Origin of the sequence: Phenylobacterium sp. (assembly GCF_036563385.1) — a bacterium.
Lineage (GTDB): Bacteria > Pseudomonadota > Alphaproteobacteria > Caulobacterales > Caulobacteraceae > Phenylobacterium.
The window spans coordinates 117,648-137,660 of the sequence record NZ_DATCML010000015.1; the positions used below are offsets into that span (position 1 = coordinate 117,648).

General features: G+C 70.6%; 28 protein-coding genes. 16 read left to right on the top strand and 12 right to left on the bottom strand.

Features of this window, described 5'->3' with window-relative positions; all coding sequences use genetic code 11:
* The first annotated feature begins 102 nt into the window (after nt 1-102).
* From dapA to VIL67_RS15590, 4 genes are read left to right on the top strand one after another with little or no spacing between them, the layout of a single operon-like run.
* On the top strand, nt 103-987 hold the full coding sequence (gene dapA / locus VIL67_RS15575; protein ID WP_332049827.1) for a 4-hydroxy-tetrahydrodipicolinate synthase: 885 nt from the start codon (nt 103-105) through the stop codon (nt 985-987).
* A gap of 13 nt (nt 988-1,000) precedes the next feature.
* Nucleotides 1,001-1,459 carry an SsrA-binding protein SmpB gene (smpB, locus tag VIL67_RS15580; RefSeq protein ID WP_332049828.1) on the top strand — a complete coding sequence of 153 codons (459 nt, stop codon included), beginning with the start codon at nt 1,001-1,003 and terminating at the stop codon, nt 1,457-1,459.
* 1 nt (nt 1,460) lies between these two features.
* Entirely contained in the window at nt 1,461-2,189 is a 729-nt protein-coding gene (locus VIL67_RS15585) for a GNAT family N-acetyltransferase (protein WP_332049829.1), read from the top strand.
* A 56-nt stretch (nt 2,190-2,245) separates the two neighbouring features.
* Nucleotides 2,246-2,800, top strand: a complete 555-nt coding sequence (locus VIL67_RS15590) for a hypothetical protein (RefSeq protein ID WP_332049830.1) — start codon at nt 2,246-2,248, stop codon at nt 2,798-2,800.
* On the opposite strand, the gene VIL67_RS15595 is transcribed toward VIL67_RS15590, so the two are convergent.
* The 7 genes from VIL67_RS15595 to VIL67_RS15625 form a co-directional block, all read right to left on the bottom strand.
* Nucleotides 2,801-3,484, bottom strand: a complete 684-nt coding sequence (locus tag VIL67_RS15595) for a GNAT family N-acetyltransferase (RefSeq protein WP_332049831.1) — start codon at nt 3,482-3,484, stop codon at nt 2,801-2,803. It lies immediately after the preceding gene.
* A 71-nt stretch (nt 3,485-3,555) separates the two neighbouring features.
* Nucleotides 3,556-4,938 carry a M20/M25/M40 family metallo-hydrolase gene (locus VIL67_RS15600; protein ID WP_332049832.1) on the bottom strand — a complete coding sequence of 461 codons (1,383 nt, stop codon included), beginning with the start codon at nt 4,936-4,938 and terminating at the stop codon, nt 3,556-3,558.
* A gap of 68 nt (nt 4,939-5,006) precedes the next feature.
* A complete protein-coding gene (locus VIL67_RS15605) occupies nt 5,007-5,414 on the bottom strand; it encodes a GFA family protein (protein ID WP_332049833.1) in 408 nt (135 codons plus the stop codon).
* Between the two features lie 57 nt (nt 5,415-5,471).
* The gene (locus VIL67_RS15610) at nt 5,472-6,635 is read right to left on the bottom strand and encodes a tetratricopeptide repeat protein (protein WP_332049834.1); all 1,164 of its coding nucleotides are present in this window, start codon (nt 6,633-6,635) and stop codon (nt 5,472-5,474) included.
* 48 nt (nt 6,636-6,683) lie between these two features.
* Complete coding sequence (locus VIL67_RS15615) at nt 6,684-7,478, bottom strand: hypothetical protein (RefSeq protein WP_332049835.1); 795 nt, start codon at nt 7,476-7,478, stop codon at nt 6,684-6,686.
* A 39-nt stretch (nt 7,479-7,517) separates the two neighbouring features.
* The gene (locus VIL67_RS15620; RefSeq protein ID WP_332049836.1) at nt 7,518-8,180 is read right to left on the bottom strand and encodes a uracil-DNA glycosylase; all 663 of its coding nucleotides are present in this window, start codon (nt 8,178-8,180) and stop codon (nt 7,518-7,520) included.
* Nucleotides 8,167-8,781 (bottom strand): LabA-like NYN domain-containing protein, encoded by a 615-nt coding sequence (locus VIL67_RS15625; RefSeq protein ID WP_332049837.1) that lies wholly within the window; start codon nt 8,779-8,781, stop codon nt 8,167-8,169. Before VIL67_RS15625 ends, VIL67_RS15620 begins: the two co-directional genes overlap by 14 nt.
* A gap of 37 nt (nt 8,782-8,818) precedes the next feature.
* Between VIL67_RS15625 and folK the strand changes: the two genes are divergently transcribed.
* From folK to VIL67_RS15645, 4 genes are all read left to right on the top strand, one after another.
* Nucleotides 8,819-9,301 (top strand): 2-amino-4-hydroxy-6-hydroxymethyldihydropteridine diphosphokinase, encoded by a 483-nt coding sequence (gene folK, locus VIL67_RS15630; RefSeq protein WP_332049838.1) that lies wholly within the window; start codon nt 8,819-8,821, stop codon nt 9,299-9,301.
* Nucleotides 9,302-9,389: 88 nt separating this feature from the next.
* Nucleotides 9,390-9,815, top strand: coding sequence for a YciI family protein (locus VIL67_RS15635; RefSeq protein ID WP_332050202.1), 426 nt, complete (start codon nt 9,390-9,392; stop codon nt 9,813-9,815).
* Entirely contained in the window at nt 9,812-10,150 is a 339-nt protein-coding gene (locus VIL67_RS15640) for a hypothetical protein (protein ID WP_332049839.1), read from the top strand. Before VIL67_RS15635 ends, VIL67_RS15640 begins: the two co-directional genes overlap by 4 nt.
* Nucleotides 10,151-10,267: 117 nt before the next feature.
* Complete coding sequence (locus VIL67_RS15645; RefSeq protein ID WP_332049840.1) at nt 10,268-10,483, top strand: hypothetical protein; 216 nt, start codon at nt 10,268-10,270, stop codon at nt 10,481-10,483.
* Between the two features lie 26 nt (nt 10,484-10,509).
* Here the strand turns inward: VIL67_RS15645 and VIL67_RS15650 are convergent, their stop codons facing one another.
* Nucleotides 10,510-10,707 carry a hypothetical protein gene (locus VIL67_RS15650; RefSeq protein ID WP_332049841.1) on the bottom strand — a complete coding sequence of 66 codons (198 nt, stop codon included), beginning with the start codon at nt 10,705-10,707 and terminating at the stop codon, nt 10,510-10,512.
* 176 nt (nt 10,708-10,883) lie between these two features.
* Between VIL67_RS15650 and rpoZ the strand changes: the two genes are divergently transcribed.
* Nucleotides 10,884-11,243, top strand: a complete 360-nt coding sequence (rpoZ, locus tag VIL67_RS15655; RefSeq protein ID WP_332049842.1) for a DNA-directed RNA polymerase subunit omega — start codon at nt 10,884-10,886, stop codon at nt 11,241-11,243.
* A 128-nt stretch (nt 11,244-11,371) separates the two neighbouring features.
* The gene (locus tag VIL67_RS15660; RefSeq protein ID WP_332050203.1) at nt 11,372-13,522 is read left to right on the top strand and encodes a RelA/SpoT family protein; all 2,151 of its coding nucleotides are present in this window, start codon (nt 11,372-11,374) and stop codon (nt 13,520-13,522) included.
* Here VIL67_RS15660 and VIL67_RS15665 read toward each other — a convergent pair.
* Complete coding sequence (locus VIL67_RS15665) at nt 13,519-13,848, bottom strand: hypothetical protein (protein ID WP_332049843.1); 330 nt, start codon at nt 13,846-13,848, stop codon at nt 13,519-13,521. The genes VIL67_RS15660 and VIL67_RS15665 overlap by 4 nt on opposite strands.
* A 107-nt stretch (nt 13,849-13,955) precedes the next feature.
* Here VIL67_RS15665 and pyrE point away from each other — a divergent pair, with 107 nt between their 5' ends.
* From pyrE to VIL67_RS15690, 5 genes are all read left to right on the top strand, one after another.
* Nucleotides 13,956-14,540 carry an orotate phosphoribosyltransferase gene (pyrE, locus tag VIL67_RS15670; RefSeq protein ID WP_332049844.1) on the top strand — a complete coding sequence of 195 codons (585 nt, stop codon included), beginning with the start codon at nt 13,956-13,958 and terminating at the stop codon, nt 14,538-14,540.
* Nucleotides 14,537-15,304, top strand: coding sequence for a pyridoxine 5'-phosphate synthase (locus VIL67_RS15675; RefSeq protein ID WP_332049845.1), 768 nt, complete (start codon nt 14,537-14,539; stop codon nt 15,302-15,304). Before pyrE ends, VIL67_RS15675 begins: the two co-directional genes overlap by 4 nt.
* The gene (gene acpS, locus VIL67_RS15680; RefSeq protein WP_332049846.1) at nt 15,301-15,699 is read left to right on the top strand and encodes a holo-ACP synthase; all 399 of its coding nucleotides are present in this window, start codon (nt 15,301-15,303) and stop codon (nt 15,697-15,699) included. Before VIL67_RS15675 ends, acpS begins: the two co-directional genes overlap by 4 nt.
* Nucleotides 15,700-15,704: 5 nt before the next feature.
* Entirely contained in the window at nt 15,705-16,763 is a 1,059-nt protein-coding gene (locus VIL67_RS15685; RefSeq protein WP_332049847.1) for a serine hydrolase domain-containing protein, read from the top strand.
* Between the two features lie 88 nt (nt 16,764-16,851).
* The gene (locus VIL67_RS15690; RefSeq protein WP_332049848.1) at nt 16,852-17,055 is read left to right on the top strand and encodes a hypothetical protein; all 204 of its coding nucleotides are present in this window, start codon (nt 16,852-16,854) and stop codon (nt 17,053-17,055) included.
* On the opposite strand, the gene VIL67_RS15695 is transcribed toward VIL67_RS15690, so the two are convergent.
* The 3 genes from VIL67_RS15695 to VIL67_RS15705 form a co-directional block, all read right to left on the bottom strand.
* Nucleotides 17,052-17,762 (bottom strand): Crp/Fnr family transcriptional regulator, encoded by a 711-nt coding sequence (locus VIL67_RS15695; protein ID WP_332049849.1) that lies wholly within the window; start codon nt 17,760-17,762, stop codon nt 17,052-17,054. The two genes, VIL67_RS15690 and VIL67_RS15695, sit on opposite strands and share 4 nt — an antisense overlap.
* 81 nt (nt 17,763-17,843) lie before the next feature.
* A complete protein-coding gene (locus tag VIL67_RS15700; RefSeq protein ID WP_332049850.1) occupies nt 17,844-18,104 on the bottom strand; it encodes a hypothetical protein in 261 nt (86 codons plus the stop codon).
* Nucleotides 18,101-18,850, bottom strand: a complete 750-nt coding sequence (locus VIL67_RS15705) for a Crp/Fnr family transcriptional regulator (protein ID WP_332049851.1) — start codon at nt 18,848-18,850, stop codon at nt 18,101-18,103. The genes VIL67_RS15700 and VIL67_RS15705 overlap by 4 nt, the downstream gene beginning before the upstream one ends.
* A gap of 130 nt (nt 18,851-18,980) precedes the next feature.
* On the opposite strand from VIL67_RS15705, the gene VIL67_RS15710 reads away from it, so the two are divergent.
* Nucleotides 18,981-19,733: a Crp/Fnr family transcriptional regulator gene (locus VIL67_RS15710; RefSeq protein ID WP_332049852.1), complete on the top strand. Its 753-nt coding sequence runs from the start codon at nt 18,981-18,983 to the stop codon at nt 19,731-19,733.
* Nucleotides 19,734-20,013 lie beyond the last annotated feature (280 nt).

The following is a 20,013-nucleotide window of genomic DNA, read 5'->3' on the forward strand; positions in this document are numbered from 1 at the left end:
GACGCGGACATCGTCATTGCGGGCGTCACCCGCAACCCGATATTGTCCGGCAAATTCTGAACGTCGCTTAACAAGCGCACTATTCACGGCATTTTGCAGACCATGACCGACCCTTTGTTCAGGGGCGTCCTTCCGGCGCTTGTGACCCCCTTCCGCGACGGCCGGGTGGACGAGGACGCCTTCGTGGCGCTCGTCGAGCGGCAGATCGCAGGGGGAGTCCACGGCCTTGTACCCGTGGGCACGACCGGTGAAACCGCGACACTCAGCCACGAGGAGCATCGTCGGGTCGTCGAGCTCTGCGTCCAGACGGCGAGGGGGCGCGTGCCGGTGGTGGCCGGCGCCGGCTCCAACTCCACGGACGAGGCCATCGAACTCGTCCGCCACGCCAAGACCATCGGCGCCGACGCGGCCCTGGTGGTGACGCCCTACTACAACCGGCCGAGCCAGGAGGGCCTCTACGCCCATTACGCCGCCATCGCCGAGGCCGTGCAGCTGCCGGTGCTGGTCTACAACGTGCCCGGCCGCACCGGCGTCGACATCTCCAACGAGGTTCTCGCTCGGCTGGCCAAGCTGCCGAACATCGTCGGCATCAAGGACGCCACCTCCGACCTCACCCGCGCCAGCCTGCAGCGCGTGGAGTGCGGCGAGGACTGGGTGATGCTGTCGGGCGACGACGGGTCCGGCCTCGGCTACATGGCGCATGGCGGCCACGGCTGCATCTCGGTCACCGCCAACGTCGCTCCGGAGCAGACCGCCGCCCTCTACGAGGCCGCGATGTCAGGCGACTGGGCCGGCGCCCTGCAGCACCAGGACCGGCTGGTGCGCCTGCACAAGGCGCTCTTCGCCGACGCTTCGCCGTCGCCCACCAAGTACGCCTTGGCCCACCTGGGCCTCTGCGCCGAGGACGTGCGCCTCCCCATCGTGCCGGCCTCCGAGCCCGCTCGCCGCGAGGTGCTGGAGGCGATGCGCGCCGCTGGCGTGATCTGAGCGTTATCCCGTCATGGCCCAGAAACTCATCGCCGAGAACCGCCGCGCCCGGTTCGACTATTTCCTGGAAGACACCTTTGAGGCCGGCATCACCCTGGTCGGCTCGGAAGTTAAGTCGCTGCGCAACGGCAAGGCCAACATCGCCGAGAGCTATGCGGCGGTGGAGGGCGACGAGGTCGTGCTGATCAACGCCGACATCCCGAAGTACGCCCAGGCCGGGCCGCACTTCAACCACGAGCCCCGGCGGCCGCGGAAGCTGCTGCTGCACCGGCGCGAGCTGGACAAGCTGATCGGGGCGGTGAACCGGGAAGGGCGCACGATCATCCCGACCCGGCTCTACTGGAACGACAAGGGCCTGGCGAAGCTGGAGCTGGCGCTGGCCAAGGGCAAGAAGGCGCACGACAAGCGCGAGACGGTGGCCGAACGCGACTGGCAGCGGGACAAGGCCCGCCTGATGCGGGAGAAGGGCTGAGTTGGACGCCGGCCTCGTTGAGAGCCTGGAGCGCGCCACGGTGGCGGCGGTCGCCCCGCCCGAGGTGCTCGAGATCCGCGGTTGGCTGGCCTCCTTCGACAACGGGACGATCGGGCGGGCCAAGTGCGCCGTGCCGCTCTCCCACGACGTCAGCGATGAGGCCGTTCCGGAGATCCTTGCCGCCTACGAGAGCCGTGGCCTGCCGCCCGGCTTCCGCATCCCTGACACCCAGGCCCTGTCGCCGCTGCGCGCCCGCCTGGCGGCTCGCGGCCTTGCCCCGGGCAAGCCCACCCTGGTGAAGGTCGGCGACACCGCCCGGCTCGCCGCATTCGCCGACGGGGCGGCCGAGATCCTCGATCGACCCGACGCCGCCTGGGGCGAGGTGTTCCTCGGCCCAGGCTTCGATCCGGTGGACGGCGCCCACCGGGTGAAGGTGCTCAGCCGCTCGCCCGGCGCGGCGTTCGGCGTGGTGCGCGAGGCGGGGCGGCCGGTGGCGGTCGGGGTCGCCAGCTTCGGTCACGGCTGGATGGGGATCCACGGCATGCGCACCGCCGCCACCGAGCGCGGGCTCGGCTACGCAGGCCGCATCCTGGCGGCCTTCGGACGCCTTGCGGCGGAGCGCGGGGTCCGCCGGGCCTTCCTGCAGGTGGAAGAGCTAAATCCCGCCCGAAGCCTCTACCGCAAGGCCGGCTTCGAGCGCGCCTGGTCCTACCACTACTGGACCCCTTGAGCCGAACCCGGCCCAAGCTTGAGCGTTGGACGGTTGACGCCCCTGGGAGGCCGCTCTTGATCGTCCGCGCGTTCACCGCCGTCGCCGCCGCGAGCATTCTGCTCGCCGCCTGCACGACCACGCCTGAGACGGTGTCCGGCGCCAGCTGGATGGGACCGGCGACCACCCCCGCCGGGCAGGAGCTGATGCCCGACGCGGCGATCCGTCAGCGGGTCTCCGGCTGGGTGCTGCTCGCCTGCCGCGCCGGGCAGGGCGCGACGGCCGAGGCCTGCATGGTCCTGGGCGAGGCGCCTCAGGGCTGGGGCTTCGGGGCCGGCGCCCTGAGAGCGCGCACCGGCGTGGTGGCGCGCGAGTTCATCTACCGGCCGCCCTGGGCCAGCGACAGGCCCGTGGAGGCCGGCGACCATTTCCTTGTGCCGATGATCTTCTGCCCGCCGGACGAGGCCGGCTGCGCGGACCGGGTGCGCGTGCAGTGGCGCGCCTTCCACGACGAGTTCCGCCGCATCGAGGCCCTGGTCCGGGCCGGCAGATGCGAGGCGGCGCGGCCCGCCGTCCGGGCCACGGGCCAGCCGGGCGCCATCGCCCTGGTGGAAGGGTGGTGCAAGGCGTGACTAGGCCGGCCTGAGCGCTGTCATCGTCACCTGCGTGCGCACTCGGAAGCCCAGGGTCTCATAGAGGCCGATGGCGCCGGTGTTCGTGGCGTAGGCGTGGAGGAACGGCGTCTCTCCGCGATCCAGGATCTTGCCCGCCACATGGCGCATCAGCCCGGCCGCATAGCCTTGGCCGCGATGCTCGGGGTGGGTGCAGACCCCGCTGACCTCGGTGTAGCCGTCCGGGCGCAGCCGCTCCCCGGCCATGGCGATCAGCTCCCCGTTGCGCTTCACGCCGACGAAGTCGCCGAGCTGGTGGGTGCGCGCCGCGAACGGCCCCGGCTTGGTGAGGGTCGCCAGGGCCAGCATGGCGGGCGCGTCGGCCTCCGTCAGCGGCTCGAAGGCGAAGGCCGGCGGCGGGGCAGGAGTGAGGGCGTCGGCGATCATCTGGACGCAGACCGCCTCGGCCACCACCGCCGTCCCGGGCACGGCCGCCGCCCCCACCTCCAGCCGCCAGGACTCGCCATGCGTCCGCACCAGCTCGGCCATGGCGGCCAGGCTGTCCGGACCGTCGTCCTCGGCGGCGATGAACACGCCAACATCGGTGGCGATGCGCCGGGCCGGCCCAGCGCCCAGGGCGAAGGGCGCCTGGCGCCCGGATAGAGCGGTCCAGATCGGACGGTCGAGCGGGTGGCGGGACGTCATGGCCCAGAGATACCGCGGGGCCAGGCGCGGTCCAGCTTCGCTGAGACGTGACGTCCGTTCTCCGCGACCGGCTACTTGGCCAGGGTCTTCAGCAGGCTCTCCCAGTGGGCCAGCGACCCGTCGATCGCCGCCACTGGCGCCCGCTCGTTCAAACCGTGAGAGAAGTCGTCGGACGACTTCATGAACAGGCCCGCCACGCCGTAGCTCGGCACCCCCTGCGCCCGGAAGTGCATCGAGTCGGTCGCCCCCGCAGACATCGACGGCACGATGGCCAGCCCAGGGTAGCGGGCGTTCACCGCCGCCTTCACCGCGGCCATGACGTCCGGCCGCAGCGGCGAGGCCGGGCTGTCGATAGCCCCGTCGCCCAGCACCCGCTCGATCTTCACCGAAGGATCGCCCATCACCCGCGCCAGCTCCTGGCGCACCTGCTCGGAGGGCGTACCGGGGAAGATCCGGCAGTTGATGTTGGCGGTGGCCCGCTGGGGCAGGGCGTTCGGCGCATGGCCGCCGCTGACCATGGTGGACACGCAGGTGGTGCGCAGCTGGCCCACATACTCGGGATCGGCCGCCAGGACGGCGACCGCCGCCTGGTCGTTGGGGTTCGCCACATAGCGCTTCATCGCCTCGCCCACCGGGCCCTCGGTGCGCGGCGCGCTCGCCCTGAAGTAGGCGTCGGTCAGCTCCGAGCGCATGACCGGGAACTGGTAGGCCCCGATCTTCCCCAGAGCGGTGGCCAGGGTGTTGATGGCGTTGGTCTTGCCCGGGCGGCTCGAGTGCCCGCCCGGATCGGTGACCGTCAGGGTGAAGTCGGCATAGGTCTTTTCGCCGGCCTGCAGGCCGTAAACCACCGGCTTGCCGGCCTCGTCCAGCAGGCCGCCGCCACCGTCGGCGTTCAGCGCCAGCTCGGCGCCCTTCAGCTCGGCGGCCAGCTTCTGGGTCGTGGCCATGGACGTCTCTTCGTCGCCGGAAAGCGCCAGCACGATGTCCCGGCCGGGGACCCAGCCCTCGCGCTTCAGCTTGGCCAGGGTGGCCACGGCCATGGAGACGTCGAACTTGTTGTCCACGGCCCCGCGGCCGTAGACGTAGCCGTTCTCCACCACCGGAACGAACGGGTCGCGGGTCCAGTCCTCGCGCTTGGCCTCCACCACGTCCATGTGGCCAAGGACGACGATCGGCTTTTGGGTTCGGTCGCGGCCGGGGTACCGGGCGGTGAGGTAGGCCGTCCCGTCTGACGGGGTGACTCGGATGTCGGCGGCGTTGAAGCCGGCCTTCACCAGCACGTCCTTCAGGTAGGTCGCATAGGCCACCGTCTGATCCTGATGGCCGATGACCGTCCGATAGGCGACGCCCTTCGTCAGGATCTCCAGGGCCTCGGCATGCAGCTTCGGATCGGGCTTGGCCGCGGCGGGCGCCGCCAGGCTCAGGATCACGGCCGCCAGGGCCGCGGACTTCATCGGACGCAACGTCAGGAACTCCCGCTTGAACGCAGGCGGGGACGCTACGCCGCAAATCCGGCGGGACGCTAGCCCCCGTAGGTCCCGGCGATCTGCTTCACCCCGTCGGTGATCTCATACCAGGCAGGCTTGCTCTCCACGTTCATGTGCAGCACCGGTCGCACGCCCGGATCGTCGTCGAGCGACGAGGCGGCGATCGGGAACAGCTCGTGCTCGTCCGAAGGCTCCCCCAGCGGGGAGCCGCAGCGGCCACAGAACGCGCGCACGTGCTTCCAGGGCGGCTCGGGCGTGTAGCGGCGAATCTCGTCCGCCCCGCTGAGCAGGCGGAAGTCCTCCCGTCGCACCATCAGCACGGCGGCGAACACGCCGGCCTGCTTGCGGCAGCGGCTGCAGTGGCAATAGCTCAGCGAGCGCGGACGGCCGATGATCTCGAACCGGACGGCCCCACAGAGACAGCTTCCATTGATCGGTGTCATGTGGCGCAGGCTACCCGAGCCCTGCTGCCACGGTCATGGCAGCATGGCGCCGCGAGATCAGGTCTGCCGCGTCGCCACGGCGCTGGCCAGGGCCTGCGCCATGGCGTCGAACAGGCCGGCCCAGTCCCCGGGCGCGGGCTGGCGGAAGATGCGCACGCTCGGGTACCAGGGGCTGTCCGCGCGGTCGTCCAGCCAGCGCCAGTCGCCGGGCGTCGGGATGGCCAGCCAGGTGGGCCGGCTGAGGGCGGCCGCCACATGGGCCGGGCTGGTGTCTGCGCTCACCACCAGGTCGCAACATATCATCGCCGCGGCGGTGTCGACGAACAGGTCAGGCCCCGGGTCGAACTCGGCTCCGAGGTCCTGCACCAGGCCGGCGGGGAGGGCGGCCAGCTGTTCCAGCCCGTTCACCTTCTGCAGGCTGACCAGCCGCACGCCGGGGACCCGGGCCAGTCGCTCGGCGGCCACGGCGAGCGGGAAGGAGCGCTGGGCCGCGTTGGCGCTGCCCTGCCAGGCGACGCCCACCTTCACGCCCTCCGTGCCGATCTGCGGACGCCACCGGGCCACGCGCTCGGCCTGGGCCTGCAGGTAGCGCGGGGCCTTGGGGACCGTCTCCAGCGTCGTGCCGAACAGGCCGGGCAGGCTCATCAGCGCCACGCACAGGTCGTAGTCGGGCGGCGGGCCGTCGCTGTCCACCAGGGTGAGCGTCGGGCTCATGGTGGACAACAGCGCGTGCATCGCCTTGGGGGCGCCCAGCAGCACCTTGGCTCCCAGCCGCTCCACGACCGCCGCGTAGCGGCCGAACTGGATCAGGTCGCCCTGGAACAGCTCGGGGTAGATGTAGACCGTCTTGCCGGCGGGGTTCTCGTTCCGCCACTGGCGCGGCAGCTCGTAGCGCGAGTCGTCGGCGAATCCGGGCGAGACCTTGCGCCACTCGTATTCGCGGAACCCCGCCGCGAGGTCGCCGACCTGGAGAAGGCAGGTGGCGCGGTTGTGGTGCGCCATGGCGAAGCCGGGGGCGATGGCCAGCACCGCGTCATAGGCTGCGATCGCCTCGCGGGGCCGGCCCGCCTGCTTAAGCGCATTGCCGGCGTTGAAGCCGGCCGCCAGGCTGGTGGGATCGACGGCGAACGCCTGGTGGTAGGCCGCTGCGGCGGCGTCGAAGCGGCCGGCCGCATAGTGGGCGTCGCCCTCGCGCAGCAGGCCCAGGACGCTCTCGTTCATCCGGGGTTCCTGTCATGCGGCGAGGGGCGAGTAAACCGCGGCGCGCCGTCAATATTCGTCGGGGAAGGCCTCCGAGATCAGGGCCGCGAACACCGCGCCCATCAGGCTCGCGCCCGCATCCCCGTGGGCTGCGCCCAGGCGCTGCATCTCCTGGCCAGAGGCCGCCAGGTCGCGGTCCACGAACATCAGGCGGCGGAAGGCGTGCAGCGTCGCCTGCCTGAGGTCCACCTGCTCGGACTGGATCTGCGAGCGGTCGGCGTCGGCGCTGGGCGCCGTCAGGAAGGGGAAGGCGAACCGCGCCTGGATGCGGCCCTCGCGCGCCAGTCGGCCAAGCGCCAGGTCGTAGGGCGTGTCCGCCAGCTCGGCGGCCGCCAGGGCTTCGCGCAGCTTCGCGTTCGCCTGGCCGCGCACGAGGTAGGCGCTGGCGCCGATGAAGCCGCTCTTGGCCAGGCCGGGCAGCAGGAAGTTGCGCTCCCGGGCGAGCTTCGGCCACTGCCGCGCGAGGTCCGCGAGCAGCCGGATGTCCGTCGGCATCAGCTCGGTGAAGAGCACATCGCAGTCGGCCGCCGCCGCCAGCATCCCCGCCGCCGTCTCGAACGTGCGCGGCGAGAAGCGGGTGTCGTCCTCGACGATCAGCGCGTCTTCGCCGCCGGCCGCCGCGAGCGCGTCCAGATGGCTCAAGTAGCAGGCCCGCTCGGCAGGCTTCAGGCCTCCGGCCTCGCCGGCCACGTCCGCCGCTTCCCGCGCCGGCACGCGCACGAGGTCCCAACCGGCGGGCGCGCAGGCCGCGAAACTAGCTTCCACGTTCCGCCGCCGGTCCACGGCGGCCTCGCGGTTGATCATCAGGCACTTCATCGGCAGCTGCCTTAGCGCGCCGGAAGCTCAGTCGCCGATCAGTTTCTGGGCGCGGGCGAACACCGCCTCGAACATCTCGGGCGTCAGCCGGCCGGTGTTCGTGTTCAGCCGGGAGCAATGGTAGCTGTTCAGCACCACGTAGGGTCCGGCCTGGAACTCGGTCCCGTGGCCGGCGATCCCGGCGGACGCCTTGAGGCCCAGCGCCCGCAGCACGTTGCGCCGCGACACGTCCCCCAGGGTGACAATCACCTTCAGCCGGGGGAGGGCGGCCAGCCTGGCCTGCAGGAAGGGCCGGCAGTTGGCCTCCTCCACCGTCTCCGGCTTGTTGCCGGGCGGGGCGCAGCGGACGGCGTTGCTGATCATGCAGTCCACCAGCTTCAGGTCGTCGTCGCCGTCCGGGTCGTAGAAGCCGGTGGCGAAGCCCATCTTCAGCAGGGTGTCGTAGAGCAGCCGGCCGGCGTGGTCGCCGGTGAACGGCCGCCCGGTCCGGTTCGCGCCCGTGCGCCCGGGCGCGAGGCCCGCCACCAGCAGGCGCGCGTCCTCGTCGCCGAACGAGGCCACCGCACCGTTGAACCAGTCCGGGTTGCCCGCCGCGTTCGCCGCCCGGTAGGCCACCAGCCTCGGGCAGAGCGGGCAGTCGCGGGGCGCCTCGGGGGCGACCGCGACCAGGTCCGCCTCAAGCTTCGGCATCGGTCGCCGGGTCGAGGTCGCGGCTCGCGTCGCGCTCGGCGCCGCGGCTCTCCTGGATGAAGCGCGGCAGGCGCGAGGGCCGGCCGATGATGTCGGCGAGATCCGCCAGGTCCACAAAGGTGTCGGCCTGCCGCCGCAGGTCGTCGGAGGCCATGGGCGGCTGCGACTTGACGGTGGAGACCACGGTCACCCGGCAGCCCTTGCGCTGCACCGCCTCCACCAGGCAGCGGAAATCGCCGTCACCTGAGAACAGAACCAGGTGGTCGGCGTGCGCGGCCATCTCCATCATGTCGACGGCGATCTCCACGTCCATGTCGCCGCGCCAGCGCTTGCGCCCCGAGGCGTCGGTGTATTCCCGCGCCGATTTCGTCACCAGGCGGTAGCCGTTGTAGTCCAGCCAGTCGACCAGCGGGCGGATCGGCGAATACTCCTCCTGCTCCACCAGTGCGGTGTAGTAGTAGGCCCGCACGAGGACGCCGCGCTTGCGGAACTCCTCCAGCAGCTTGCGGTAGTCGATGTCGAAGCCCAGGCCCTTGGCGGCCGAATAGAGGTTGGCCCCGTCTATGAAGAGCGCCAGCCGGTCCGTGGGGTAGAAGGTCATAGACGCGAAGTTCCTGAAGATCCGGCCGGACGAGGCGGTGGTGGTGGCGCTCGGCGGCAACCTGGCGGGGCGGTTCGCCTCGTGCGAGGCGCTGCTCGAAGCGGCTCTGGCGCAGTTCCCCCGGGCGGGATTGGCGGTCGTGGCGAGATCCGGCTGGTGGCGATCCGCCGCCTGGCCCGACCCCTCTGCGCCTGAGTATCGCAACGGAATCGCGATTGTCGAGGCGCACGAAGACCCGCAGAGCGTGTTGGACGCCCTGCTGCGCATCGAAACCGCCTTGGGGCGTGAGCGCAGCGTCCGTAACGCGCCGCGCACCCTGGATCTCGACCTCGTTTCCTACGGACGCCAGGTGATCGACACGCCCGGGCTAACCCTGCCGCACCCGCGGGCCCACGAGCGCCGGTTCGTCATGGGCCCGCTCGCCGAGATCCTGCCGGGCTGGCGCCACCCGGTGCTCGGCCGCACGGCGGCGGATCTGGCCGCGGCTGCCATCGTCGGCGCCGACGCCAGGCCGGTTTGACGAAAATGTCGGGCCGGTCTTGGCTTGGCCGTCCTTCGCGGGAGGCCGCCATCGGGGCGGCCCGAGCAGGAGAGCCGCCGTGCGCTACATGATCATCCGCAAGGCCGACGCCGACACCGAGGCCGGCAAGGCGCCCGACCGGGAGCTGGCCGCCACCATGATCGCCTACCACGAGGAGATGGCGAAGCACCTGAAGGTGCTCGACGGCAACGGGCTGAAGCCCACCTCCACCGGCGCCCGCGTCCACTTCCAGGGCGGCAAGCCCCTGGTGATCGACGGCCCCTTCGCCGAGACCAAGGAGCTGATCGCCGGCTACACCCTCGTCGAGGCCGAAAGCCTCGAGCAGGTGCTGGAGTGGGCCAAGAAGTGGCCGGCCGAGTGCGATGGCGGCGACGGCCTCATCCTCGAGGTGCGTCCGGTCTACGACATCGAGGACTTCGGCGACGCCTTCGACGACGAGCTCAAGGCAAAAGCCGACGGCATCGGCCTCGGCGGGGCACGGCAGCCGGCGTGAGCCTCTCGGACGCTCCGCTCTGGCTGCAGCTCGCCCTGACCGCCGAAGCCCTGGCGCTGGCCTGGCTGACGGCGCGCCACGGCCGGAGCGGATTTGGCCTCGGTCTCCTGGCCAGCGTCGCCTTCTGGTTCCTGCTGGCTGCTGCGGCGTCGTTCCTGGTGGGCAGGCTGGAAGGGGGGCGCGCGGCCGACGCCTCCGGTGTCCTGCAGGGCGCGCTGGCCGGCTTCGGCCGGCTGGCCGCCGTGGCCTGGCCGTTGGCGGCGGCGGGGGCGCTGGTCGGGGCCGTGGTGCGGGTGTGGGGCCGGCGTCGCTCTCGCAGGCGCGGTCAGGCTTAAACGACGCCTTGGAGGAGGGGAGGCCCGAAACGGGCCGTCCGTTTCCCGTGGCGGGTGGCGGACCGTCCATCAGCGCCCATCTGCGTCTGCGAAGCGTGCAACTTGGGGGTCTGGCGAATGCCGACCAGCTTTTCGGATGTCTTCGGGCTCGACCTGGATCGAACGCAGGCCGAGACAATCGGAGTGGGGGATCTGGTCCGCACCGGCCAGAACCTCTTCCCGCACTTCACCGTCGTGGCGGTGAGCGAGGACAAAGCCTGGCTGCGGAACGTGGAGAGCGGCGCCGACCACCTGGCCCCGCTTGTCCGCTGCCGGAAGATTCCGTGCTCGTGAGGATCCCCGGCGACGGTGGAGCTCCCTCAGCCTGCGGCCTGCGGTCGTTCCTCCACGAACAGCAGTCGATCGCCTTCGCGGACCTCGAACGCGGAATGCTGTGGGTTCAGCGCTAGGTCCCACCGCGCGAACTCGCGCGCCCGGTTCTCGTCCGCCGCCAGATAGAAGGTGAGCGTGGGTATGGAATAACGCCGGTCCGTGACCAGGCAGGTGAATGTACGCATGGCCGCCTCTCCCTGGCGGTAAGGTCTCACCTGTGGGGGTTCGCCGAAATCAACTGAGTTAAGGCCCCGCATTTTCCAGGCGAAGGCAGCGCGACGCTGAGGCTTGTTTTGCGGCGTTGCACAATGAGCCCCGAACCTCTATTTTCGCCGGTTCTATCCTCCCGCAAGAGAGCTCCATGGCCCGCGTCACTGTCGAAGACTGCATCGAAAAGGTTCCGAACCGGTTCGCCCTCGTGCTGCTGTCGGCCCATCGCGCCCGGGCCATTTCGGCCGGCTCGCAGCTGCTGGTCGACCGCGACAACGACAAGAACCCGGTCGTGGCCCTCCGCGAGATCGCCGACGACGTGGTCGACGGGGACGAGCTGCGCGAGAGCGTGATCGCCTCCCTGCAGCGCGTCGATGAGCGTTCGGAAGCCGAGGAAGAGGCCGAGACCCTCGCCCTGCTGGCCGACCCGACCCACATGCAGATGAGCGAGCTGGAGCTGGTTCGCGCCCTGCAGAGCGACCGCGACGGCGGCCAGGAGGAGCGGTACTGAGCCCCGAAGGCGCAGACCCCCTCATTGCCCCTGCGGCGGACAAGCCCGCCGCAACGTCCAAGGACGCCCTCCCGCCGCCTGCAGCCCAGGCGGCGGCGAAGCGCCCCAAGTTCCTCCGCCAGTTCGAGCTGATCGAGAAGGTCCGCTCGTACGACCCCACCGCCGACGAGGCGCTGCTCAATCGCGCCTATGTCTACGCCATGCGGATGCATGGGGCCCAGAAGCGGGCGTCCGGCGACCCCTACTTCGCCCACCCCATCGAGGTGGCGGGCATCCTCACCGACTACCGGCTCGACACCGAGACCATCGTCACGGCTCTGCTGCACGATGTCATCGAGGACACCCCGGTCACCCGCAAGGAGATCGAGGAACTGTTCGGCTCGGAGATCGCCGAGCTCGTCGAGGGCGTCACCAAGCTCTCCAAGCTGGAGCTCTCCTCCGAGCACCTGCGCCAGGCCGAGAACCTCCGCAAGTTCATCCTGGCGATCTCCCGCGACGTGCGGGTGCTGCTGGTGAAGCTGGCCGACCGGCTGCACAACATGCGCACGCTGCACTTCATCGGCAGCCCGGCCAAGCGCGAGCGGATCGCCCGCGAGACCCTCGACATCTATGCGCCGCTGGCGCGCTCCATCGGCGTCCACCGGATCTGCACCGAGCTCGAGGAGCTGGCCTTCGAGCACCTCAACCCGGTGGCCCGCGACGCCATCTACCGGCGCCTCGACGCGCTCCGCCACGATCAGGGCGGGGCGGTGGCCCTGGTCAGCCAGGAAGTGGCCAACAAGCTGGAGGCCGGCGGCATCCCGGCCCGCGTGTTCGGCCGCGAGAAGCACCCCTATTCGATCTGGCGGAAGCTCCAGAGGAAGTCGATCGGCTTCTCCCAGCTCTCCGACATCTACGCCTTCCGGGTGATCGTCGACACCGAGGAGGACTGCTACCGGGCGCTGGGCGTCATCCACCGCGCCTGGCCGGCCGTGCCCGAGCGGTTCAAGGACTTCATCTCCACGCCCAAGCGCAACAACTACCGCTCGCTCCACACCACGGTCGTGGGGCCCAAGGGCATGCGCATCGAGATGCAGATCCGCACAGAGGCCATGGACCGGGTGGCGGAGGAGGGCGTCGCCGCCCACTGGCGCTACAAGGACCAGTCGTACGGCTTCGACCAGGACGCCCAGAAGGAGGCCGGCGGCCGCGACCCGCTGGTCAACCTGCGCCACCTCGTCCAGGTGCTGGAGCACGGCGGCGACGCCGAGGAGCTCGTCGAGCACGCCAAGCTCGAGATGTTCCTCGACCAGGTGTTCGTCTTCACGCCCAAGGGCCAGCTGGTCAGCCTGCCGCGCGGAGCGATGCCGCTGGACTTCGCCTACGCGGTGCACACCGACATCGGCGACACCGCCATTGGCGTGAAGATCAACGGCGAGCTGAAGCCGCTGCGCACCGTGCTGCAGAACGGCGACGTGGTGGAGGTGATCCGCGGCGGCAAGCCCACCGTGCCGCCCGACTGGCGCTCGCTCACCGTCACTGGCCGCGCCCGCTCGGCGATCCGCCGCCACATCCGCCAGACCGAGAAGGAGGAGTTCATCCGCCTCGGCCGGGCGACCGTCGACCAGACCTTCGAGTCGGCGGGCAAGAGCCGCAAGGAAGTCTCCCTGCGTCCGGCCATGGAGCGCTACGCGGTCCACACCGAGGAGGAACTGTTCGAGGCTGTCGGCCGTGGCCGCGTCTTGCCGCCCCAGGTGCTGGAGACCGTCTTCCCGGGCCTGAAGCCCACCGAGCGTGAGGCGGCGTCGGCCCGCCGGCGCATCGAGGACGGCAAGGCGGCCCGGCTTTACGTGCGCGGCGGCGGTCTCACCCCCGGCGTCTCCATCCACTTCGGCGGCTGCTGCTCGCCCGTTCCCGGAGACCGCATCGTCGGCATCCTGGAGAGCGACGGCTCGGGGCTCACCGTCCACACCATCGATTGCGAGCGGCTCGAGGCCTACGAGGACCAGGAGGAGCTCTGGCGCGACCTGCAGTGGACGCCGGAGGCGGAGCGCAACTCCATCGCCCGCGCCCGGCTCACCGCCACCATCCGCAATGCGCCCGGCGTGCTCGGCCAGACCTGCACGGTGATCGGGGACGCCGGCGGCAACATCGTCGGCCTGCGCATGCACCACCGGCAATCCGACTTCTTCGACGTGGACTTCGAGATCGACGTCAACGACGCCCGCCACCTCACCCACATCGCCGCGGCCCTGCGGGCCAACCCCAGCGTCGAAACCGTCGACCGCGTGAAGGGCTAGTACGGCACCCGCCCCTCGGCCTGCAGCGGCTGGGCGATGCTGACCACCAGGTCCTTGCCGTTGGCCGTCGGGGCCAGCTTCAGCCGGCCGCCCATGATCGCCAGCTCGGCCGAGCCGTCCGGCCCGCGAACGGGCGTCACATAGGTGGCCATGCCCGAGCCGGACGGGGTCGCCACATGCAGCTCCAGCAGGGCGTAGCGCTTGTTCCAGCCGGCCAGCCGGTATTCCACGCTCAGCGGAGCGTCGATCTCGGCCGGGCCGCGCTCGACGACCTGGCCGGGCTCCAGCGGCACGGCGCCGGTGGCGAACAGGCCCTTGGCGGTCACCCGGTTGGTCAGGGTCCCGGTGATCGCGTGACGTCGGCAGCAGGCGCCGCCTTGCCGGCCCGCCGCGACCTTTCTAAGGCGCCCGAACGGGATTATCTGCAGAGGCCATGAACACCGAAGACGTCCTTGACGAGTTCCGCGGCGCCGGCGCCCTGCGCGAAGGCCATTTCATCCTGGCGTCCGGCCGCCATTCGCCGATGTTCCTGCAGAAGAACCTGGTCTTCCAGTACGCCGACCGCACCGAGCGGCTCTGCCGGGCCCTGGCCGACAAGATCGTCGAGCGCTTCGGCAAGCCGGACGTGGTGGTCGCGCCGGCAGTGGGCGCGATCATCCCGGGTTACGAGGTGGGCCGCGCGCTGGGCGTGCCCTCGATCTACGTGGAGCGCGAAGAGGGCAAGTTCCGCCTGCGCCGCGCTTTCAAGATCGAGCCGGGCGCCAAGGTCGTCGTCGTCGAGGACGTGATCACCACCGGCGGCTCTTTCCGCGAGGCGGTGGAGCCGATCGCCGAGGCGGGCGGCACGGTGCTCTGCTGCGCCTGCATCGTCGACCGTTCCGGCGGGAAGGCCGATGTCGGCTTCCCGCTGGTGGCGCTCGCCACCGTGGACGTGCCCTCCTACGCTCCTGACGAGATCCCGCCGGAGCTGGCCGCCATCCCCGCGGAGGAGCCCGGATCCAAGAGGTTGCGCGGATGATCACCAGGTCCACGCTCAGGCTCGGCGTCAACATCGACCACGTGGCCACGGTCAGGAACGCCCGCGGCGAGAGCTATCCCGACCCCGTGCGCGCCGCCGAGGTGGCGCTCGCCGCGGGCGCCGATGGAATCACGGCGCACCTGCGCGAGGACCGCCGGCACATCTCGGACGCCGACATCGATGCGCTCGCCGCCACCTGCCGCCGGCGGGGCCGACCGCTGAATTTCGAATGCGCCGTGACCCCGGAGATGGAGGCCATCGCGCTCGCCCACGTCCCGCACGCCGCTTGCCTGGTGCCCGAGCGGCGCGAGGAGGTGACCACCGAGGGCGGCCTGGACGTGGTCCGCGGCCACCACGCCATCGCCCCGGTGATCGGCCGCCTGGCCGGCGCCGGCATCCGGGTCTCCTGCTTCATCGACGCTGACCCTGCGCAGGTGCAGGCCGCCCGGTCGGCCGGCGCCCAGGTGGTGGAGCTGCACACCGGCGCCTGGTGCGAGGCCGTGCGTCATCGCGACCCCCGCGCGCCCGAGATCCTCGCCGGCCTCAAGGCCGCCGCGGCCGAGGCCTCACGCCTGGGCCTCGAGGTCCACGCCGGCCACGGCATCGACTACGAGACGGTGAAGCCGATCGCAGCCATTCCTGAGGTGATGGAGCTGAACATCGGCCACTTCCTGATCGGCGAAGCGATCTTCATCGGCCTTGGGCCCGCCATCCAGCGCATGCGCGCCCTCATGGACGAAGCGCGCGCGGTGCAAGCCGCATGATCATCGGCATCGGTTCGGACCTCTCCGACATCCGCCGCATCCAGGCCAGCCTGGATCGCTTCGGCCAGCGCTTCACCCACCGCATCTTCACGGAACTGGAGCGCGCCCGCTCGGAACGCAAGCCCGACGCCGCGTCCAGCTACGCCAAGCGCTTCGCCGCCAAGGAGGCGTGCGCCAAGGCGCTCGGCACCGGCATGCGCCGGGGCGTCTTCTGGCGCGACATGGGCGTGGTCAACATGCGCTCCGGCCAGCCCACCATGGCGCTGACGGGCGGCGCCCTGAAGCGGCTGGAGGAGATGACGCCGCCCGGGATGAAGGCGGTGATCCACCTCTCCCTCACCGACGACCATCCCTACGCCCAGGCCTTCGTGATCATCGAGGCCCTGCCTATCTAGGCAGGATGCTCTCCCGCCGCGCCGTCTCCGCCGGCCTTGTTTCCGCGGCCGTGGCCGGCTGCGGCGAGGCCTCGACCCTTCCCGCCGTCGCCGCGGCTCCAGGCCAGGGCGGAGGCCGGCCGGGCCTCGACGCAGCGCTGCTGGCGCAAGGCGTCGACGCCGCCCGCGCTCTGCCGCAGCTGCGCAGCCTGATCGTCGCGCGCCACGGCCGGTCAGCCTTCGAGCAGGCCTTCCGCGGCCCCGGGCTCGATAGGCCCGTCAACATCAAGTCGGCGTCCAAGACAGTGCTCGCCTCGGTCGCCGGCGCGGCCATCGCCCGGGGCGAGCTGGCGCTCGACCAGCCGGTCGCCCCGATCCTCGGCCGGCGGGTGCCCGCCGCCGCCGACCGGCGCGTGCGGACCATCACGGTCGAGCACCTGCTCGCCATGGCGGCCGGCCTGGAGCCCACGTCGGGCCGCAACTACGGGGCCTGGGTCTCTAGCCGCGATTGGGTGGGCTATGCGCTGACCCGCCCCTTCGTCGACCGGCCCGGCGGGCGCATGCTCTATTCCACCGGGACCTCGCACATCCTCTCGGCCGTGCTCACCGCCGCCACGGGCCGTTCCACCCTGGAGCTCACCCGCGCTTGGCTGGGCCAGCCTCTGGACGTGGAGGTCCCGGCCTGGACCCGCGACCCCCAGGGGATCTACTTCGGCGGCAACGAGATGGCCCTCTCGCCGCGCGCCCTGCTGCGCTTCGGCGAGATGCACAGGAACGACGGGCTGCACGCGGGCGCCCGCATCCTTCCCGCGGATTTCGTGCGTGACGCCTGGGTCTCGCGCGGCGGCCGTTCGCCCTGGACGGGCTACACCTACGGCCTCGGCTGGTGGATTCGCGAGAGCGCCGGTCATCCGGTCTACTTCGCCTGGGGCTACGGCGGGCAGATGGTCTACGTCGTCCCGAGCCTGGCGTTGACCGTGGTGATGACCTCCGACCCGGCGGCCCGCGGCGTCACCGGCCACGTCCAGGCCTTGCACACCCTCTTCGACCAGGCCCTGGTCCCGGCGGCGGCGCGGGGCGCCTGAGGCTGCGGTCTTAACCTGTTTTATTTCGGCTCCCCTCAGGCCGGTCCACTGTGGACGTGGGAGGGGCTTCGCGGGCGGAGGGTCGAGGTTGCGCTACGAAGTCACGGTGAAGGCTGCGAACGGTCAGCTGGTCTGCGGCGCCACGCTGCAATGCCCCGACGGCGCGGCGGCGCTTCGGCGGTTTGAGGAGCTGCCTCTGCCGCCAGGCCAAGCCGAGCTGCGGCGCGGCTCCCGGGTGCTCGCCCGCCGCTCGGCCGCGGCGCCCAGTGTCCTGGGGCGGCTCGCCTCCTAGGCCGCGTCGAGCTGCAGGTAGCCGGGGTCGAATTCGCCCGCCGCCACGAGCCCGGCCCAGTTCTGCACCCGGATCTGCCGGCGCTGCACTGACACCAGGCCATCCCGCTGCAGGGCGCGGAGCACGCGGTTCGTGTGCACGACGGAAAGCCCAAGGCTGTCGCTGATGTGCGCCTGCGTGGCCGGGAAGGGGCACCGCCACCCCTCGCTCTCCCCCACCGAGGCCAGCCGGGTGAACACTTCGCACAGCAGGTGGGCGACCCTGGCGTAGGCGGACCGCCGGCCCATGCCGACCATCCAGGCGCGGTAGATGGCCCCCTCCATCAGGCTCAGGCGCCAGAGGGCGCGCCAGACCTGCGGATGCTCGTCCATGACCTGGAGCAGCCCGGAGCGCGAGACCTGAGCCACCTCGACCGCGCTCAACGCGCTGACGCTGTAGTCCGGTTCGGCGAACAGCCGCTGCAGGTCCAGGGGGTCGCCCGGCACGTGAAAGGAAAGGATCTGGCGCCGGCCGTCGGGCAGCGTCTGGTGGCGAAACGCCTGACCTTTGAGGAGCACAAGCAGGCTGTCGCTGGGATGACCTTCCTCGATGAGGTCGGAGCCCGCCCGGAATCCGCGGCTCGGCCCCGCCAGTCCCGCCAGCGCCTGGCGCGCCGCTTCGTCCAGCCGTCCATAGTTCTCGAGGTTTGCAATGAATCGCCCGGCCATTGGCGCTTGGCAGACCACGCCTTCGTCACAACCCGAATTAACTGGGTTAAGCTGGCCGCCCGGCGCGCCTGCGCTGTGCGATCACGGCCAGTACTTTCCGTCGAAATGGTGCGCCAGCTGCGCGGCGATCCAGGCGCGGGCTTCATCCAGACCGGCGAATGTCGGCGGGTTTGGGCCGTCCAGCGGGCCGAAACCCTTCTCCAGGAACCAGCCGCCGGCCTCTGCCTCATGGGCCGCCGACAGCCTCACCAGCACGGCGACAAGGTAGTCGCCCCGATAGACCAGCCGTCCCTCGCCGTCCTCGCCACTGGCGACCAAAGCCGGTTCGAAGGAGAGCTTCACGCAGCGCGCTGTTCCCTGAGGTGCAGGTATTCGGGGTCGAAATCCCCGGCCGCCTGCAGGCGTTCCCATTCCCCGATGGCGATGTGGCGGCCCCGGGAAACGATCAGGTCGTCGCGCCGCAGCTCCTGCATGACGCGGTTCACATGCACGGAGGAAAGCCCGAGCGCATCGCCCAGTTCCGCCTGGGTCACCGGCAGCTCGAAGCTCGATCCGTCCGTCAGGCCCACGGCGCGCATCCGGGTGTAGAGTTCGCAGATCAGGTGTGCAATCCGCTGGCGGGCGCTGCGCCGGCCGACGCCCGCCAGCCACTCCCGAAACACAGCCGCATCGATCAGGGTATCGCGCCAGAAGGCGGCGGCGATGTCCGGATGCTCGCGGGTCAGCGCCAGCAGCGGTCCATGCGGGAGGAAGGCTATGGTCGCCGGCGTGAGGGCCAGCAGGCTATGGTCCATCACCCGCAGGTGCAGGCTCTGCAGGTCGGGGATATCGCCGGAGGAGTGGAACGACATGATCTGCCGCTGGCCTTCGCCAAGCACCTTGTAGCGGCAGGCGAAGCCGTCCACCACCAGGGCGCACTCGCTGGGCTCGTCGCCCTGGCTGACGATGTCGGCGTTCTCCTCGAAGACTTTCAGCCTGAGGGGGAGGGCCAGCAGGGCCTGTTCGGCCGTCGGGCTGAGGTCCGCAATGGTGCGCAGCTTCACCACGAGCCTGGACAGCTCGCGCTTTCGCATTTCAGGGGATGTCACGGAGTCTCCGCGAGGCGCGACGTCCGAGCGCCGGAGCGGCTGGTCTGTGGACCTCCGGACATCTCTACGCGTTAAGTTGGAGAACCCGCTTCACATAGATCAAGGTCGGCGGAGAATTCGCAGGCGCCCGATGAGCCACATCCTCGTCCGCAAACTTCGCCACGGTGCGGAGCTTTCGCCCTTGGACGAGGCGGCGCTCGTCGGCGCGATCCACGACGGAAAGCGCTTGGCCGCTCGTCAAACCGTGGTGTCCGAGGGCGACCGGCCGCGGGACGTGCACGTTATCCTCGACGGCTTCGCCTGCCGATACAAGATCCTGCCGGACGGCGGCCGGCAGATCATGGCTTGGCTGGTCCCCGGCGACTTCTGCGACCTGCATGTGGCGATCCTCGGGGCGATGGACCACGGCATCGCTACACTCACCCCGTCGCGGCTGGGGACGATACCGCCCGCCGACGTGGACCGCCTCTCCCGCACCAGCCCGGCGCTGTCGCGTGCGCTGTGGTGGGCCACCTTGGTGGACGAGGCCATCCTGCGCGAGTGGCTGGTGACCATGGGGCGCCGCCCCGCCGACCGGCAGGTCGCCCACCTGTTCTGCGAGCTGCTCGTGCGCCTGCAGTCGGTCGGTCTGGCGGACGGGAACCGCATCGAGCTGCCGATCACCCAAGGGGACCTCGCCGACGCCGCCGGCCTGACCGCCGTCCACGTCAACCGCGTGGTCCAGCAGCTGCGCGCGGACGGGCTGATCGACTGGAGCGACAGGACGCTCACCGTCCACGACCCTCGGGCCTTGGCCGAGTTCGCCGACTTCCGCCCCAACTACCTCCACCTCAAAGGCGAGCTTTGGAGCGGGACGGCGGACGCGGCGTTGGCCGGAAAGTAATCGCGCCGGGCGGCTCGGCGGCGATGAACCCATAGCTCCTGCCGCCGTTATACCATCTTACTGCGACGATCTCCTCGGGCTGTCCTTTCCGGACGAAAGTTCTCGCGGGCTTCGGTGGGCCGAAGAACGCATTTTGTCGGGAGGGCCCCGCCTTGTTCCGGCGCGGATGATTTCGCTGAGGGACGTGCTATTTTGCACATGTGCGCGAATTCAGGTTTGCGAGGATGGTTCGTGCGCTGAGGGCGGCCAGGGAATATTTGGAAAAAACTTACGCGGCGCC